At 69.5% G+C, this 17,519-nt stretch carries 13 protein-coding genes; 6 read left to right on the forward strand and 7 right to left on the reverse strand.

The genetic code is table 11. From position 1 onward, the window contains the following. Positions 1–26: 26 nt before the first annotated feature. Positions 27–2,132 carry an acyl-CoA dehydrogenase family protein gene (locus tag ABD212_RS07605; RefSeq protein ID WP_344093002.1) on the reverse strand — a complete coding sequence of 702 codons (2,106 nt, stop codon included), beginning with the start codon at positions 2,130–2,132 and terminating at the stop codon, positions 27–29. 227 nt (positions 2,133–2,359) lie between these two features. Between ABD212_RS07605 and ABD212_RS07610 the strand changes: the two genes are divergently transcribed. Next, entirely contained in the window at positions 2,360–2,890 is a 531-nt protein-coding gene (locus tag ABD212_RS07610; protein ID WP_344093005.1) for a GNAT family N-acetyltransferase, read from the forward strand. A 46-nt stretch (positions 2,891–2,936) separates the two neighbouring features. Beyond that, a complete protein-coding gene (locus ABD212_RS07615) occupies positions 2,937–4,217 on the forward strand; it encodes a GNAT family N-acetyltransferase (protein WP_344093007.1) in 1,281 nt (426 codons plus the stop codon). A gap of 89 nt (positions 4,218–4,306) precedes the next feature. Here ABD212_RS07615 and ABD212_RS07620 read toward each other — a convergent pair whose 3' ends face one another. The 4 genes from ABD212_RS07620 to recQ all read right to left on the reverse strand — a co-directional run bounded on the left by ABD212_RS07620 (position 4,307) and on the right by recQ (position 10,649). Then, positions 4,307–6,103 carry a glycoside hydrolase family 3 protein gene (locus ABD212_RS07620; RefSeq protein ID WP_344093009.1) on the reverse strand — a complete coding sequence of 599 codons (1,797 nt, stop codon included), beginning with the start codon at positions 6,101–6,103 and terminating at the stop codon, positions 4,307–4,309. A 223-nt stretch (positions 6,104–6,326) separates the two neighbouring features. Further along, positions 6,327–8,000 carry a formate--tetrahydrofolate ligase gene (locus ABD212_RS07625; RefSeq protein ID WP_344093011.1) on the reverse strand — a complete coding sequence of 558 codons (1,674 nt, stop codon included), beginning with the start codon at positions 7,998–8,000 and terminating at the stop codon, positions 6,327–6,329. An 87-nt stretch (positions 8,001–8,087) separates the two neighbouring features. Next, entirely contained in the window at positions 8,088–8,585 is a 498-nt protein-coding gene (locus tag ABD212_RS07630; RefSeq protein WP_425561251.1) for a glutathione peroxidase, read from the reverse strand. A 48-nt stretch (positions 8,586–8,633) separates the two neighbouring features. Then, a complete protein-coding gene (recQ, locus tag ABD212_RS07635) occupies positions 8,634–10,649 on the reverse strand; it encodes a DNA helicase RecQ (RefSeq protein WP_344093013.1) in 2,016 nt (671 codons plus the stop codon). A gap of 207 nt (positions 10,650–10,856) precedes the next feature. Between recQ and ABD212_RS07640 the strand changes: the two genes are divergently transcribed. Continuing rightward, on the forward strand, positions 10,857–11,738 hold the full coding sequence (locus ABD212_RS07640) for an SDR family oxidoreductase (protein WP_344093015.1): 882 nt from the start codon (positions 10,857–10,859) through the stop codon (positions 11,736–11,738). Positions 11,739–11,767: 29 nt separating this feature from the next. On the opposite strand, the gene ABD212_RS07645 is transcribed toward ABD212_RS07640, so the two are convergent. Next, entirely contained in the window at positions 11,768–14,458 is a 2,691-nt protein-coding gene (locus ABD212_RS07645) for a DEAD/DEAH box helicase (protein WP_344093017.1), read from the reverse strand. Positions 14,459–14,524: 66 nt separating this feature from the next. After that, the gene (locus ABD212_RS07650) at positions 14,525–15,430 is read right to left on the reverse strand and encodes an SGNH/GDSL hydrolase family protein (RefSeq protein WP_344093019.1); all 906 of its coding nucleotides are present in this window, start codon (positions 15,428–15,430) and stop codon (positions 14,525–14,527) included. Between the two features lie 247 nt (positions 15,431–15,677). Between ABD212_RS07650 and ABD212_RS07655 the strand changes: the two genes are divergently transcribed. The 3 genes from ABD212_RS07655 (at position 15,678) to ABD212_RS07665 (ending at position 17,490) form a co-directional block, all read left to right on the forward strand. After that, the gene (locus tag ABD212_RS07655) at positions 15,678–16,004 is read left to right on the forward strand and encodes a GNAT family N-acetyltransferase (protein WP_344093022.1); all 327 of its coding nucleotides are present in this window, start codon (positions 15,678–15,680) and stop codon (positions 16,002–16,004) included. A gap of 11 nt (positions 16,005–16,015) precedes the next feature. After that, positions 16,016–17,062 (forward strand): pirin family protein, encoded by a 1,047-nt coding sequence (locus ABD212_RS07660; protein WP_344093024.1) that lies wholly within the window; start codon positions 16,016–16,018, stop codon positions 17,060–17,062. Positions 17,063–17,295: 233 nt separating this feature from the next. Beyond that, positions 17,296–17,490: an energy-coupling factor transporter transmembrane component T gene (locus ABD212_RS07665; RefSeq protein ID WP_425561252.1), complete on the forward strand. Its 195-nt coding sequence runs from the start codon at positions 17,296–17,298 to the stop codon at positions 17,488–17,490. Positions 17,491–17,519 lie beyond the last annotated feature (29 nt).

The raw sequence follows: 17,519 nt of genomic DNA on the forward strand, positions 1-17,519 counted from the left end.
AGGAGCCTGCCTTCGTCGGAGCGGCGTCAGCGCTTGTGCGCCACCTTCTCGGAGATCGGCGCTTCGCCGGAGGCGGCGAGGGCCGCGTAGTACGCGCGCGCCTCGTCCTGGCGTGCCTGCTCGGCTCCAGACGCGATGGGCGCGCGCACGTGCTGCGGCGCGAACCCGTAGGCGTCCACGAGGTCCTGCGCGTGCGGACGCAGCCGGGCGACGAGACGGTCGATGTAGCGCGAGACGGATGACGCACGCTGCGTCGACAGGCGACCGTTTATCAGGTACCAGGCGAGATGCTTCTCGATGAGGTGAAGGCCGAACAGGTCGCGCAGCCACGTGAGCACCTGCTTGGTTCCGTCGTCCTCGACCCGGTTGACGCCGTCGGTGAACGCCTCCCACTGCAGAAGCTCGCCATGCGCGCGAGCAGCCTCGATGAGCTCCGACTGGTGCGCGTTGAAGAGCGCGGCGGCCTCGGGGGGTGCGAGTCTGGATGCCGGGCGAAGGGCCGCGGCGACATCCACCACCATCCGCTGGACGCGCCCCGCCAACAGCTCGTGCTGCTGGTCTGCGCGCAGGCCCAGCTCGACTGAGCGCGCGGTCGATCCGCGATCGGCGACCGCCTGGCCGAGCTGTCGCAGGCCCGCGCCGTGGAACATCTTGCCCGCGGTCTGCGAGACCGCGAAACGGGCGAGGGCCGCGGGATCCTTCCCCTTGAACCGGCCGGCGTAGTCGGCGAGCAGCCGCTTGCCGACCAGCTGCAGCAGGACGTTGTTGTCTCCTTCGAAGGTGACGTAGACGTCGAGGTCCTGATGCAGGCCGACCAGGCGGTTCTCCGCGAGGAATCCAGCACCGCCGCACGCTTCGCGGGCCTCCTGGATCGTGTCGAGGGCGTTCCACGTCGACAGGGGCTTCAGCGCGGCGGCGAGGGTCTCGAGGTCTTCGCGCTCTTCAGGGGTGTCGGTGCGACCCGAGAAGACCCCGTCGAATTTCGTGAGCAGCTCGTCGTGGGCGAAGAACTGGGCGTAGTTCTGGGCGAGACGGGGCAGGAGCCGACGCTGGTGCTTGCCGTAGTCGAGAAGCACGACCTCCGCCGTCCCCACGCCGGAGTCGAACTGGCGGCGCTGGTTCGCGTAGGTCAGCGCGATGTGGAGCGCGAGCGCGGTGCCGGTCGTCGCGGCGCCATCGAGCGACACCCGGCCCTGCACGAGTGCACCGAGCATGGTGAAGAACCGGCGGCCGGGGCTGTGGATGTCGCTCGAGTACGTTCCGTCGGCTGCCACGTCGCCGTAGCGATTGAGCAGGTTCACGCGCGGGATGCGGACGTGATCGAAGTGCAGGCGCCCGTTGTCGATGCCGTTGAGCCCGCCCTTGACGCCGTCGTCCTCGCCGCCGATGCCGGGGAGGAATTCGCCCTCGTCGTCGCGCAGCGGCACGAAGAAGCAGTGCACGCCGTAGTTGACGCCACCGGTGATGAGCTGTGCGAACACGGTCGCAGCCTTGCCGTGCAGCGCCGCGTTGCCGAGGTAGTCCTTCCAAGCGCCGCGGAAGGGGGTGTGGATGACGAATTCCTCGGTGTCGGGGTCGTAGGTGGCCGAGGTGCCGATGGCTGCGACATCCGAGCCGTGCCCCGTCTCGGTCATCGCGAATGCGCCCGGGAGGCTCAGGTCCATCACCCCGGAGAGCCACTTGTCGTGGTGCTCCTTGGTGCCGAGCTGGTAGATCGCCGAGCCGAAGAGGCCCCACTGCACCCCGGACTTGATCTGCAGGCTGGGGTCGGCGAGCACGAGCTCCTGGAACCCGGCGAGGTTCGCGCCATTGTCGCCATGGCCGCCGTACTGCTCGGGGAACGCGCGCCGTGAGCCGCCGTGGTGCACGAGCAGGTGCAGCTGGGTCAGCACGCGTTCGCGATGCTCGGCCATCGGCATCCCCTCGACGCGCCAGAACACGGGATCCTTGATCATCTCGCGGGCCTCGCGGCGGGTGTCGGCCCACGTGCCGAGGAGCAGTTCGGTGACCGCGGCGATGTCGATGCGGGGATCGGACGCCTCGGCGGCGGTGTGCGCAGCGGTCGGGGCGCCGCCGGCGGGGGTGTGTCGGCTGGTGGCGGGCTTCTTCGAACGGACGGCGGCGTCGGCCATGGCATCACCTCTCGTGTGATGGGACGGGAAAGTCACTATCGACGGTAGGACTCCCACAACGTCCGTTCAAACCGGTTGGGTGACATCGACAAGGAAGGGGTTGCACGGGTTGCGGTGCGCTTGTGCGCAATCCACACTGCGGCGCCGTTCGCAGCCACGGGGACCATCCACCTCTGGTGCCCGTCGCCTTGCGCCACGACGATGGAGGCTGACCGGAAGGATGCCGCATGCAGGTGACCCTCGAACGCTGGGGACCCGACGACCTCGTGCTGCTCGAACGGGCCAACTCGCCCGAGATGACGCGGTTCGTCGGTGGGCCTGAAGCCGATGCCGAGTTGGCGCAGCGGCATTCGGACTACCTGACGCTCTGGGACACCGGCGAGGTGCGCATGTTCCGTGTCGTCGTCGACGGCGACGCGGCAGGCTACGCCGGATGGTGGGAGGAGGACCACGACGGGATGCCGGTCTACGAGATCGGCTGCGTCGTCGAGCCGCGATGGCAGGGGCGGGGCATCGCGTCCACCGCGCTGAGTGAGGTCGTCCGCATGGCGGCGGCGACCGGGGACCGGCACGTCATCGTCGGGTACGCGAACGTCGACAACGCCGCCTCGAACGCGCTGTGCCGACGGGTGGGATTCACCCTTGTCGGCACCGGCGAGTTCCCGTCCGACGACGGCGACTCGCGGATGTCGGTGAACGTTTGGATGATCGACACGTCCGGTGTCCTCGACCACCGGCGGGATCAGGCGATCCGATGACATCGACCTGATCCGAGACCGAGTTCCGAAAGGCGGACGCAGTCGGATGGCGATCACGATCGAGCGATGGGGAGAGGACGACCTCCCGCTCCTCGAGCGGTACAACACCCCCGAAATGACCAGGCACCTTGGTGGACCCGAGACGGCGGAGCTGCTCGCCCTGCGCCAGGCGCGGTATCTGCGCCTCTGGGAGACCGACGAGGCGCGGATGTTCCGAATCGAGCAGGACGGCGCCCCGGTCGGCGGGATCGGCTACTGGCAGGTCGAGCACGACGGCGTCCCCGCGTGGGAGTCCGGGTGGAGCGTCGAGCCGCAGTGGCAGGGCCAGGGGATCGCCCGCGAGGCGCTGAGGCTGGTGATCCGCCGCGTCGCCACGGATGCGAGCCGGACGCTTCTCGTGGCGTATCCCGGCGTGGCGAACGCCGCCTCGAACGCGCTGTGCCGCGGGGCGGGGTTCGAGCAGCGAGGGTCGGCGACGCTGCCGTGGCGGGGCGGCGAGCTCGAGGTCAACAACTGGGTGCTCGACATGTCGCCATTGGACCTCGAAGGCCGGGAACCGGATGTCGATGAGACATTCGCCGGCGACGACCTCGACCCGTCCCGCTGGTGGCCGTTCTACACGCCGCACTGGTCCTCGCGAGCGATGACCGCGGCCCGCCGGCGCACGGGCGATCACGGACTGGAGCTGATCATCGACGCCGAAACCCAGCCCTGGGCTCCCGAATTCGACGGTGACATCCGCGTCTCGCACGTGCAGACCGGCCAGTTCTCGGGCGCCCTCGGCAGCGAGATCGGCCAGCATCGGTTCCGCGCGGGCCTCCGCGTCCGCGAGGAGCAGCCCGTCAAGCGCCTCTGGCTCGCACACCACGGAGTGATCGAGGCGCGGCTCCGCGGCATCCGTCATCCTGACGCGATGGTAGCGTTCTGGCCGATCGGATTCGAGGCGCGGCCCGACGAGTGCGGCGAACTGTGCATCGCCGAGATCTTCGGCTCGGAACTCGACGACGAAGGCGGATGGGTCGGTGTGGGTGTGAAGGCGCAGAACGACCCGCGCCTGCGCACCGACTTCGAGAAGATCCGCGTCGAGGGCGACCTGACCGGATTCCACGACTACGCGATCGAGTGGATGCCGGAGCGGGCGCGATTCTTCATCGACGGCCGCTGGGTGAAGACCGTGGCGCAGCGGATCGACTACCCGGTGCAGCTGATGCTCGACGTCTACGAGTTTCCGCATGCTGACGGTTCCCGCGACGTGGCCGCGCTGCCGCACATCTTCCGAGTCGAGCGGATCCGGACGTTCCCGCCCGCCGCGATGCCGGAACTGTAGGTCCGGGGCTGGCGGCGCCGTACCGCTCGCAGCGCGGAAAGGGTGGATCCCTCGGCGGGGATCCACGCTTTCGGCAGTGGACGCTCGGGCTACAGGCTGAGGCCGTGACCGAACCGGAACAGCGGGTCGGCCGTGTCGAACGGCACGTCGGGACGTGATGCCTCGACCGCGGCCATCGAGCGCGGCAGGTCGAAGGGCAGCCGGCCCTTCGGCTCGGCCACGCCGGTGAGCACGTCCAGCAGCGCCGCGGCGCTCGCGCCCCAGTTCAGCGTGACCGCGGCCGCCACCTCGACGATGGGCGCCAGGATCGCAGGGCGATCGGCGACGACATCCACGACCGTCGGCACGGCTGCGGCGACCTCGCGCACGTGGTCGACGACGTCGGCCGGGTAGTCGAGCGAGCCGGCGTGGAAGAAGTTCTCGAACACGGTGTCGCGCTGCTCGAACGGCGCGTGCAGACGCAGGATGGCGGCATCCGCGTCGTCCGGCGAATCGACGACCGTGCCGTACCTGCCGGCCACCTCGGGGTCGACGCCCTCGACGTAGAGCCGCAGCCCGCGCGCCAGCGGCAGCACCGACGCGCCATCCGCGCCGATGAGGTTCGTCAGCACGGTGATCGAGGCGCGCTGCGCGGCCTCGCCGGCGGCGCGGAAGTCCGCGCGCCCGACGATCCGGTCGGCGGCATCCTCATCGACGTACGGGTTCTCGAACAGGCCGAGCAAGAACTTCTCCCGCAGGATGCGGGTCGCCGACACGTCCAGTCGCTCTTGGGTGATCGAGCCGTCGGCGACGAGCTCGAGCAGCAGCCCGGGGCAGGCCTCGCCGCCGAACTGGTCGACGCCGGCCTCGATGACCTTCGTCATGCGCTCACGGGGGGTGAGGTCCTCGACCCCCCACGCGCGCGCCGGCGCCGGCTGCCCGAAGATCTCAGTGTCGTTGATGAGGCCCCAGTCGCTGCACACGATGCCGTCGAAGCCGTAGCGCTCGCGCAGCAGACCCGTGATGACCGACTTGTTGAACCCGAAGCCGACCTCTTCGTACTCGGTGCCGACCGGCATCCCGTAGTAGGGCATGACCTGCCGCGTCCCCGCCTCGAAGGCCGCCTCGAAGGGCTTCAGGTGCAGCTCGAACTCGCCGCCGGGGTAGACCTGCTCGCGTCCGTACGCGAAGTGCGGGTCTTCGCCGTCGCGCTGGGGGCCTCCGCCGGGGAAGTGCTTCGTCATCGTCGATACTGATCCCGGCCCGAAGGACGCGCCCTGGAACCCGCGGATGTACGCGGCACCGAGGCGGCCCGTCAGGTCGGGGTCCTCGCCGAATGTCGCCACCTGCCGCGCCCATCGGGGTTCGGTCGCGAGATCCACCTGAGGGTGCAGCGCGACGCGGAGTCCCACGGCGGCGTACTCCTGGCGGGCGATGTCGGCGAACCGCTCGACGAGCTCCTCGTCGCCGATCGCGGCGAGGCCCATGGTCTCCGGCCACTGCGAGAACGGTCCGGCGAGAATGGCCGCGCCGGGGTTGTCGCTGAACGAGTGACGCGGGTCGGTCGAAAGGGTCACCGGGATCCCGAGACGAGTGGATGCCGCGAGCCGCTGCAGCGCGTTGTGCCAGGCCGCGATCTCGCGGCCGCTCGGCGCGCCTCCGAGGAGGTTGAAGTGCGTCATCCGCTTGCCCTCGACGAACTCGCGAGCCGACGGCATCCCGAACGTCTTGTTCGGCTCGTCGAGATCGCTGATGCCGATCATGCTGTGGAAGAACAGCCCCGCCTTCTCTTCGAGGGTCATCGCGTTCAGCAGCAGGGCGACGCGCTCGTCCACGGGCAGGCTCGCGTCCAGCCAGGGGCGATCGATCTGTGCGGTGGTGGTGCCGGCGTTGTCGAGGTCGGTCATCGTCACTCCTTCGTGGGTCGGTGGCTACATCATAAACCGAATGTTACTCGGTTTTCAAGCCCCCGGCCACCCGGACGGCCCCGGGTTTTGGGGCACATCCTGTCCGTTGGGGCGCATCCTGTACGCCCCAACGGACGAACGGCGCCCCGAACCCGAGCACGCGACGTGACGCGCGCGGTGCGACGACGGGGCCGGAAAGGGTCGGGACCCGGGAACGGCCGGGTCAGAAGAGCCCGACGATGCGGCCGTCCGCGTCGACGTCGATCGACGTCGCCGCCGGCACGGCCGGAAGCCCCGGCATCGTCATTACATCGCCGCACACCATCACGACGAAGCCGGCACCGGCGGCCAGCCTGACTTCGCGGATGTCGACGACGTGCCGCGTCGGGGCGCCCCGCAGCTTCGCATCGGTCGAGAACGAGTACTGGGTCTTGGCGACGCACACCGGGTAGTTGCCGAAACCCTCGTCCTGAAGGCGGTGGATCTGGCGACGCACGGCGGTGCTCGCCGTGATGTCGGACGCGCCGTAGACGCGGGTGGCGATCGTCCGCATCTTCTGCCACAGCGGCGCCTCGTCGGGATACGTGAACCGCATCGTGGACGGCTCCTCAGTGGTCCGCATCACCTCGCGAGCGAGCTCCGTGGCTCCCGCGCCGCCGTCTGCATAATGGCGGGCGACGACTGCCCGGACACCCGCCTGCTCCGCCACCCGGACCAGCGCGGCGACCTCGGCGTCGGTGTCTTCGGCTCGATGGTTGATCGCGACCACGGCCGGCAGCCCGAGCGTCTCGCGCACGATGCCGAGATGCCGCAGCAGGTTGACCGACCCCTTCTCAAGGGCTTCCACGTTCTCGCTGGTGAGGTTCGCGACATCCACTCCGCCGTGGTACTTCATCGCCCGCACGGTCGCGACGATCACCGCACCCGAGGGCCGCAGACCCGACGACCGGCACAGGATGTCGACGAACTTCTCGGCACCGAGATCGGAGCCGAAGCCCGCCTCGGTGACGACGTAGTCGGCGAGCTTCAGGGCCGCGCGGGTCGCCACGAGCGAATTGCAGCCGTGCGCGATGTTCGCGAACGGGCCGCCGTGCACGAACGCCGGAGTGTGCTCGAGCGTCTGGACGAGGTTCGGAGCCAGGGCATCCCGCAGGATCGCGGTCATCGCGCCGTGCGCGTCGAGCTCCCGAGCCCGCACCGGCTTCCGGTCCCGCGTGTATCCCACGATGATCTCGCCCAGTCGCTCGCGCAGGTCGGCGAGATCGGTGGCGAGACAGAAGACCGCCATGACCTCGCTCGCGACCACGATGTCGAATCCGGACTCGCGCGGGTAGCCGTTGTCTGGGCCCCCGAGGCCCACGACGACGTCCCGCAGGGCGCGGTCGTTCACGTCGAGGACGCGACGCCAGGTGATTCGCCGCACATCGATGCCGAGCGCGTTGCCGCGATGGATGTGATTGTCGATGAGCGCGGCGAGCAGATTCGTCGCGACCGCGATCGCGGCGAAATCGCCCGTGAAGTGCAGGTTGATGTCCTCCATCGGGACGACCTGCGCGTAGCCGCCGCCCGCTGCGCCGCCCTTCATCCCGAACACCGGCCCGAGCGCAGGCTCGCGCAGGCAGATCATCGCCCGCTGGCCGATCCGGGTGAGCGCGTCACCCAGCCCGACCGTCGTCGTCGTCTTGCCCTCGCCCGCCGGGGTGGGCGAGACCGCCGTCACGAGGATCAGCTTCCCGTCCGGCCTGTCCTCGAGGCCGGCGAGCCAGCGCAGCGCGACCTTGGCTTTGTGCCGGCCGTACGGTTCGAGCGCTTCATCGGGGATGCCGAGACCCTCCGCGATCTGCTGGATCGGCAGCATCCGCGCCGCCTGGGCGATCTCGATGTTGGTCTGGCTCATGCTCCCCCTCGCACCGACACCGTCGTCTCGCGCGCCCAGCATATTCCCGGGGGGACGGATGCCGCGGCAATGCCGAGCGCGTGAGCGTCAGGCGGGCAGGCTCTGCTCGATCGCGGCGACCACCTTCGGGTCATCGGGCAGGGTGTGAGGGCGGAATCGGATCACTTCGTCGCTCGGGGTCACCAGGAACTTCTCGAAGTTCCACTGCACCTTCCCCGCCTTGCCGTCGTCGCCGATGGTCTTCTTCAGCTCGGTGTAGAGCGGGTGCTCGCGGTGGCCGTTGACCCGCACACGGTCGAAGATCGGGAACGTGATGCCCCACGTGGTGGAGCAGTACTCCTTGACGGCATCGTTGGAGCGCAGCTCCTGCAGGAACTGATTGCTCGGGAAGCCGATGACCTGCAGTCCTCGCTCGCCGTACTGCCGCTGCAGCTTCTCGAGCTTCTCGTACTGCGGTGCGAGCCCGCATCGAGAGGCGACATTGACGATCAGCAGCGCCTTCCCATCGAACTCGGAGAGGGACGTCTCAGTGCCCTCCATAGTCTTGATCGGGATGTCGCGAAGGCTCATGGTGGAAGCAACCATCGCGCATCCCGACTCATTCCGGACAACGGTCTCCGGTTGACTCCGACCTCAGCGGTCGCCCCGCACGGCGATGACGTCCAGCACCGCCTCGCCGTATGCCTCGCGCTTCTTCGCGCCGATTCCGGATACCCCGTCCAGATCCGCGAGCGACGCGGGCCGGAGCTCGGCGAGCGCGCGCAGCGTCGCATCCCCGAAGACGATGTACGCGGGCACCCCGAGCTCTTTCGCAACCCCGGCGCGCCACTCGCGCAGCGCTTCGAAGAGCGGCCGGTCGGCGGCATCCAGCGAGTCCGATGCCGCAGCCTTGCGCACCCGCGGTGCCGAACCGCTGCGGCCCATCACGTCACGGCGCAGCGGCACCGGCCCTTCGCCGCGCAGCACCGCGGCGGCCGGTTCACCGAGAGCCAGCGTGCCGTACTCGCCCTGCGCGACCAGGATGCCGCGGGCCAGCAGCTGACGGATCACGCTGCGCCAGTCCTGCTCGGACAGATCGGCGCCCAGCCCGTACGTCGAGAGCGAACCGTGGCCCTGCTGCCGGATGCGCTCGGTCGAACTGCCGCGCAGGATGTCGATGAGATGCCCGGCCCCGAAGGCCTGGCCGCGCTCGCGATGCAGCCGGACGATCGTCGACAGCAGCTTCTGCGCCGGGACGAGCCCGTCCCACGTGTCGGGCGCCTCGAGACAGGTGTCGCAGTTTCGGCACGGGCCGGATGCCTCGCCGAAGTAGTCCAGCAGGTTCTGGCGCCGGCAGGCCACCGTCTCGCAGAGCGCGAGCATGGCGTCGAGGTGCTGGCCGAGGCGCACGCGATATGTGCGGTCGCCCGGACTCTGGTCGATCATGCGCCGCTGCTGGACGACATCCCCCAGCCCATAAGCCATCCACGCCACCGCGGGGTCGCCGTCGCGGCCTGCGCGCCCGGTCTCCTGGTAGTAGCCCTCGACCGATTTCGGCAGATCGATATGGGCGACGAAGCGGACATCGGGCTTGTCGATGCCCATGCCGAACGCGATCGTCGCTACCATGACCACGCCGTCGTCTCGCAGGAATCGGGACTGGTTGGCCGAGCGGACGGATGCCTCGAGCCCCGCGTGATACGGCAGGGCGTCGATGCCCTGTGCGCTGAGGAAATCGGCGGTCTGCTCGACCGACTTGCGGCTCAGCGCGTAGACGATGCCGGCCGACCGCTCGGGCTGGGACCGGATGAATGCCGCCAGCTGACGCCGCGGATCGACCTTGGGCTCGATGCGGTACTGGATGTTCGGGCGGTCGAAGCTCGAGACGAAGTGCCTCGCCGAGGTCAGCTGAAGGCGCTCGGTGATCTCGCGGTGCGTCGCCGGCGTCGCGGTCGCGGTGAGGGCGAGCCGCGGCACACCGGGGAACCGATCGGCGAGGTCGCCGAGCGCGAGGTAGTCGGGTCGGAAGTCGTGCCCCCACTGCGACACGCAGTGCGCCTCGTCGATCGCGATGACGCTGAGTCGGCCTCGCGCCAGCAGTGCGACGAGCCCATTCGGCCCCTGCGCCTGGCGGAGTGCGAACCGCTCAGGTGCCACATAGAGCAGATCGAGGTCGCCGGCGAGATACGCGCGTTCTACGCCGGCTCGCTCGGCGGGCGTCTGCGTGGAGTTGAGGTATGCGGCGCGCACACCGTTGGCCAGGAGCGCGTCGACCTGGTCGTGCATGAGGGCGATGAGCGGGCTCACCACGAGCCCCGTGCCTTCGCGCACGAGGGCAGGCACCTGGTAGCAGACGCTCTTGCCGCCGCCGGTCGGCATCAGCACGACCGCGTCGCCTCCGGCGATGACCTGCTCGATGATCGACTGCTGCTCGTCTCGGAAAGCGTCGAAACCGTAGACCTCGTGGAGCACGGCACGAGGATCCGCACCCACGAAATCCCGCCGTGGCGGGCCCCTGAACACGCTGACGGGCGGGACGATGCCGTGCACCGCTGCGCCGAAGCCGGCGGACGGCTCGACGTACGGCGGTTCGTCGAACTCGGGCGGCGGTGCGAGCTCGTCGGGGTCCCACACAAGATCCGCGTAGGGATCGGCCGGGGGGATGCTCACCCGGTCCACAGTAGCCGCGGCCGCCGACCTCGCGGTGACGGAACGGACGGGCGCGGTGGCACGAGTGGATAGGTATGGTGTGCGCGGCTTGGGGAGGAGGAGTTGCGAGCGGCGTCGGCGCTTCGTACGCTCGAGGCCATGCAATGCCGGTGACCCGCCTCCATCCCCCATCCATTGGAGCGCGTTCGTCGCGCCGAAAGGCAGAGCATGCACACGTCACCGACATCCCTTCCGCTCGAAGGCAGGACCGCGCTCGTGACCGGGGTCTCCCGCCGCCGCGGAATCGGCTTCGCCGTCGCGAGTGATCTCGCCCGCCGTGGTGCGAGCGTCTTCTTCCACCACTACCGCCCGCACGACCTCGATCTGCCGTGGGGCGGCGACGACCTCGACAGCGTCCGCACCGAACTCGACGCCGCGCTCGCGCCGGGCGCGTCTCTCGGCGACCTGAGCGCGGACCTCCGGGATGCCGACACGATCCCGGTGCTGATCGAGGCCGCGCTGGCCCTCACCGGGCGTCTCGACATCCTGGTCTGCAACCACGCGCAGAGCGGCGACGACGGATCGATCCTCGACATGACCGCCGACCGCCTGGACTCGTTCTGGCAGACGAACACGCGCTCGACGATCCTGCTGACGCGGGAGTTCGCGGCCCTTCGCGCCCTCGGGAGCAAGGCGCCCGGCGCGCGACCGGGCGATCGCGCGGCCTCCGGCCGGCCGTTCGACGAGCCGACCGGGCGTGTGTTCTGGATGACGTCCGGGCAGATGTACGGACCGATGCGCGGCGAGGTCGCCTACGCAACGAGCAAGGCCGCGCTCGCGGGGGTCACCAAGACGGTGGCCGCCGAACTGCTCGACCTCGGCATCGTGCTTAACACGATCGATCCCGGCCCGGTGAACACCGGGTACCTGGATCCCGAGACCACGGATCGGTCTCTCGAAGAGATCGAGGAGTGGATGCGGGGCACGCCGTTCGGCCGATTCGGGCACCCGACCGACCCTGCGCGACTCATCGGGTGGCTCTCGACCGACGAAGGCAGGTGGATCGTCGGCGAGGTGCTCAGCACGGACGGCGGGCTCAGGCTCGGCTGAGGCGCGCACGGCGCCTGCGGAGCGCGGCCTCAGAGCCGAAGGACCTCGGTGACGTTGACCACTGCGGTGCCCAGTTCTTCGGAGGCGGCGAGGTCGACGACGCCGCGGATCCGCCAGTCGTGGTTTCCCTCGGGGTCGTCGACCGTCTGCTCGACGCGCCAGAGACGTGTGGCCGCGGCATCCGTCTCGTCGATGTCCACCAGTCGAGGCGACCGTGCCGCGCCGCCGGTGAGGATCTCGTCGTGCTCGTCGAAGTAGGCGTCCAGCGCGGCCGACCAATCCACATCGGGGTCGAGGGCCGCGAGTTCGTCGTCCTTCTGCACGGCGGCGAGCTGCACCCGGCGGAACAGCTCGTTGCGCACGAGCACCAGGAACGCCCTGCGGTTCGTCAGCACCGACGGCGGCGCCGGAGGGACCACCGGCGCGGTCGGATCGACCACGGGATTGACGAGCGACTCCCACTCGTCGACGAGGCTGGAGTCGACCTGTCGCACGAGCTCGCCGAGCCATGCGACGAGGTCGAGCAGCTCCGAGGTCTGGGCCTCGATGGGCACCGTCTGGCGCATCGCACGGTACGCGTCGCTCAGGTACCGCAGCACCAGGCCCTCGCTGCGGGCGAGCTGGTAGAACGAGATCAGCTCGCCGAACGAGAGCGCGCGCTCGAACATGTCCCGGACGACGGACTTGGGCGACAGCTCGAAGTCGCGCACCCAGGGCTGGCTCGTCGCGAAGACCTCGAACGACTGAGCGAGCAGCATCTCGAGCGGCTTCGGATACGTGATCTCCTCGAGGGCCTCCATGCGCTCGTCGTAGTCGAGCCCATCGCGCTTCATGGCCGCGACCGCCTCTCCGCGTGCGAGGAACTGCTGCTGCGAGAGCACCGGGCGCGGGTCGTCGAGCGTCGCCTCGATCACGCTCACGACGTCGAGCGCGTAGTGTCCCGTGCCGGCGGACCCGGGCGCGTCGTGCGGATCGAGGATCCCGATCGCAGCGAGCGCGAACGGTGAGAGCGGCTGGTTGAGCGCGAAGTTCGGCTGCAGTTCGACGGTGAGCCGGATGCGGGGATGCTCGAAAGCACCGGTCTCGGTCGTCGCACCCGCGAGCGAGGTCGGCTCACCCCGTTTCGTCTCGGTCGCTCCGCTCCCTCGCTCAACGACCGGAGGCTCGGCGGCACCGGTCGTTGAGCGAGCGAAGCGAGACCAAACGCCCGCACCCGCGAGCACGACCGGGGGCTCGACGGCCGACGCGGAACGGTCGACCACGACCACCTGGGCCGCGACCAGGGTGCGGAAGATCCCGAGCGCGCGGCGCGCGAGCTCGTACCGCCGCGCGGAGGGCTCGTGGTTGTCGAACACGAGCGACCGCACGTTCGTGAACACGTCGCCGCCGCGCGCGATCACGTTGATGAGCATCGCGGCCGTCAGCTGCAGCTGGGGCACGAGCGGCTCGGGCTCGGCGGCCACAAGGCGCTCGAACGACGCCTCGCCCCAGTTCACGAAGCCCTGCGGCGCCTTCTTGCGCACGATCTTGCGGAGCTTCTTGGGGTCGTCGCCGGCCTTCGCGATCGCCGCGGCATTCTCGATCTCGTGCTCGGGCGCCATCACGACCACGGTGCCCGCGGTGTCGAAGCCGGCTCTGCCGGCACGGCCGGCGACCTGGTGGAACTCCCGGGCGCTGAGCTGGCGCATCCGCTGTCCGTCGTATTTCGCGAGCGCCGTGATCAGCACCGTCCGGATCGGCACGTTGATCCCGACGCCGAGCGTATCCGTGCCGCAGATGACCCGCAGCAGTCCCCGCTGGGCGAGGGTCTCGACCAGTCGGCGATAGCGAGGCAGCATCCCGGCGTGGTGCACGCCGATGCCGGCACGCACGTAGCGCGACAGCATCCGTCCGAACGCCGTCGTGAAACGGAAGCCGCCGATCGCCTCCGCGATCGCATCGCGCTGCTCGCGGCCGACGATCCGCAGGCTCGACAGGGCCTGCGCCCGCTCCATGGCCGCCGCCTGCGAGAAATGCACGATGTAGACCGGCGCCTGGCCGGTCAGCAACAGTTCGTCCACGGTCTCGTGCACGGGCGTCCGCGCGTACGAGAAGTGCAGCGGCACCGGGCGCTCGACCCCCGTGATGCGCGCTGTCGGGCGGCCGGTCCGGCGCGAGAGGTCGTCGGCGATCGCGGTCATGTCGCCGAGCGTCGCCGACATCAGCACGAACTGGGCTCGCGGCAGCAGCAGCAGCGGCACCTGCCACGCCCAGCCTCGATCGGGGTCCCCGTAATAGTGGAACTCGTCCATCACGACCTGGTCGGCCGCGGCATCCGCCCCTTTTCGCAGGGCGAGGTTCGCGAGGATCTCGGCGGTGCAGCAGATGATCGGAGCGTCCGGGTTGACGGACGAGTCGCCCGTCACCATGCCCACGTTCTCGGCGCCGAAGATGTCGACCAGCGCGAAGAACTTCTCGCTGACGAGCGCCTTGATGGGCGCGGTGTAGTACGTGCGACCTCCCCGCACGAGGCACGCTGCGTGCGCTGCGACGGCGACGAGCGACTTGCCCGTGCCGGTCGGCGTCGACAGGACGACATTCGATCCCGACACGATCTCGATGATCGCCTCATCCTGGGCGGGGTACAGCGTGAGGCCCTGATCAGCCGCCCACTCCACGAAGCCGGTGTACACGGCGTCGGCGTCGGCGCCCGCGGGAATGCGATCCAGCAACGGCATCATCCGAGTCTGCCCCATGGGGTGGGAAACGGATCCCGTGGCCCCGGCTATCGCGCGCCGGCTGGCCGGCTACCCGGTGATCGCCTGCTTGAGGACGTGAGCGTACGCCGACTGACCGAGGCCGTTCGGGTGGAAGGCGCCGTCAACCGCCGGGGACTCTGGTGGCTGGATGCCGCCGATCCAGGGGACTCCGCTGTCGCAGAGCCCGTGCCCGTCGAAACGCTGGACCACGTCGACATACCCTGCCTTGGCATCGCGTGTCGCAGTCACGCCCGCGGCGATGCGGCGGTCGACCTCCAGCACCGCATCGTTGAGAAGCTTCACCTGAGCCGGCTCGAACGAGAGGCCACCCCCGACACCGCACGTCGCGGAGACGTCACCGAACAGAGGCGCGTAGCCGGTGACGAAGATCTTCGCCTTGGGGGCCTTGGCGCGTATGGTCCCGATCAGCCCCGCGATCTTCTGTGGCAGATCGTCCAGCGTAGACAGCGACAACTGGACAGCGAATTCGCACGCCGCAAGCGTGGAGGCATTGCTGCATGCGCCGAGCGCGTCCGCCCAGTCGGGTGCGGGATCGAATGGGATTCCATCCAGGGCCGGCCACTGAACGTCGTTCACTCCGACGGTCATGGTGACCAACCGGGTCGCGGGTCCCAGATCGCCCAACTGGTACAGTGCGACTTCCTGTGTGTCGTACTCGGCGCATGCCTCCGACACGACGGGCACCCGGAGTTTCGCCGCCAGGAGCGTCGGATAGGCCGACCGCTTCGAACGGAGTGCCGGCTTCATCGTGCCGTCCGTGTGCGGGCACACCACGGCGACATACGGCACGTTGCCCGTTCCGGCGGCCACCGAATCGCCCAACGCGACGTAGTACGTCCCGCCGCGCGCTTGAGCTAGGGCGGGCGCGGCAACGCCGACGGTCGACAGACCGAGGGCGATGGCCGCGAGAACACTGACGATGCGTCGCTTCATGATTTCCCTACTGAGTGGACCGGGCTGCCCCGAATGAAGCGGACTGCTCCGGATAGAGCGGAATTGCATGGATTGCGCTCGCCAGACCCCAGTAGCGGATGAGACTGACGATAGACCCGGCTCCGCGTCCTCCACCAGTCCCCTGACAGCAACCGCGCAGCATTGTCGCCGCTCCGACGTCCCCGATCCGGCTCCCTCGGTGGTGGAATGCGACGCGCCGCTCTACGTTGAAGACGAGGACGAAGGGATGCCGATGCCAGACGCCGACGATGACCTGACCGTCACCCGCAACGACGCGGCCGGGCGCTACGAGATCCATGTCAACCACGTGCTCGCGGGGTACACGAAGTTCCGGGTGGACCCGAAGGGGCGCCTGATCTTCCCGCACACCGAGGTGGATCCCGCCTTCCGAGGCCGCGGGCTCGCGCAGACGCTCGTGGCGGGTGCGATGGCGGATGTCGCCCGCCGCGGCGAGACGGTCATCCCGCATTGCCCGGTCGTTGCGGGATACCTCCGCAAGAACGAGGTGCCCGGGCTCGACATCCTCTGGCCCGTGCACCCGAATCCGGAGTGACGGGAGGAGCCATGACCAGACTCGACACCGACGACGCCGTCGCGACCGAGACCTCATCCGAGTGCGACGGTCCCCGCGCGATGCTGCTCGAGACGCGCGAAGTGCCGTTGGGCGGCGTCCGCGCGATGCATGTGCGGCGCAGCCTGCCGCAGCGTGATCTTCCGCTCGTGGGCGCTTGGTGCTTCCTCGACCGGTTCGGGCCGCAGGTGACGCGGATGCGTGTCGAGCCGCATCCGCACATCGGCCTGCAGACGGTGACCTGGCCGTTCGTCGGCGAGGTGCGCCACCGCGACACGGTCGGAAGCGACGTGGTCGTCCGCCGCGGTGCCCTGAACCTGATGACGAGCGGCGCGGGGATCGCCCACTCGGAGTACTCGGTAGGCGAGGACGCCGTTCCGCTCGACGCCATGCAGCTCTGGGTGGCGCTCCCCGAGTCGCGCCGCCACGGCGGCCCCGCCTTCGAGCGGCACGAGGATCTGCCGATCATCGCGCTCGACGCGGTGAGCGGGCCCGCTGGCGAGGCGACCGTGGTGCTCGGCACGCTCGGAGGTGCGGTGTCGCCCGCGACCACCTATACGCCGATCGTGGGAGCCGAACTGCGCATCCCTCCGGGCGCTCGTGTGCGTGTGCCGCTCGACCCGGCGTGGGAGCACGCACTGGTGGCCGTCACCGGAGATGCGAGTGTCGCGACGGTCCCCACGCCCGCTCCGACCGCCGCCGGCGCGTCGCCCGGAGCCTCTGCGGCCGTAGGCCCGGCTGCGACCACGGTCGCGCTGGACGACGGGCACCTGCTGTATCTCGGCGTGCAGCGCGACGAGGTCGTGGTGTCCAGCGCCTCCGGCTCGACGCTGTTCCTGCTGGGCGGCGAGCCGTTCGAGGACGACATCGTGATGTGGTGGAACTTCGTCGCCCGCTCGCACGAAGAGATCGCGCAGGCGCGCGAGGACTGGGAGGCCGAGTCGTCGCGCTTCGGCCGCGTGGTCGATCACGGCGACGAGCGCATCCCGGCCCCGCCGATGCCGGCGGTACGGCTGACTCGTCGCAGGCGTCGGTTGTAGACCGCGCGCGATTGCGGACGTCCTGCCCACCCCGGCCGACCGCGGCACGGACGAGCCAAGACCGGCGGTTTCAGGCGGCGGCAGCCCATGTAAGGGTGGCTGACCGTGACGGCGAGCCCGGTGCGGTTCCTCCACCGGCTGAATCCGCTGGCGAAGCTCGCCGGTCCATTGCCGGCGAGGGCGCTGCTCGTTTTCGTACGCGGAGCGGCGATCGCTCGCTGGTCGGCTATCTCGTGCCTCTGCTCGCGGGAGCGATCCGCCATGCCGAACGCGTGGCGCCGGCGATGGATGCTCGTGCCTTCGGCGCGCATCCCGACCGCACCGAGCGGCATGTCGTGCCGTTCCGGGCGCGCGACACGGTGTTCGTCGTGGTGTTCCTGATCGCGTCCGCCGGGATCTTCGCGGGCTTCTTCCCGTGGGGGCTGTGACACCCGGCAACCTCGACCGGGCATTCGCC

The sequence above is a fragment of the Microbacterium deminutum genome, assembly GCF_039530205.1.
Lineage (GTDB): Bacteria > Actinomycetota > Actinomycetes > Actinomycetales > Microbacteriaceae > Microbacterium > Microbacterium deminutum.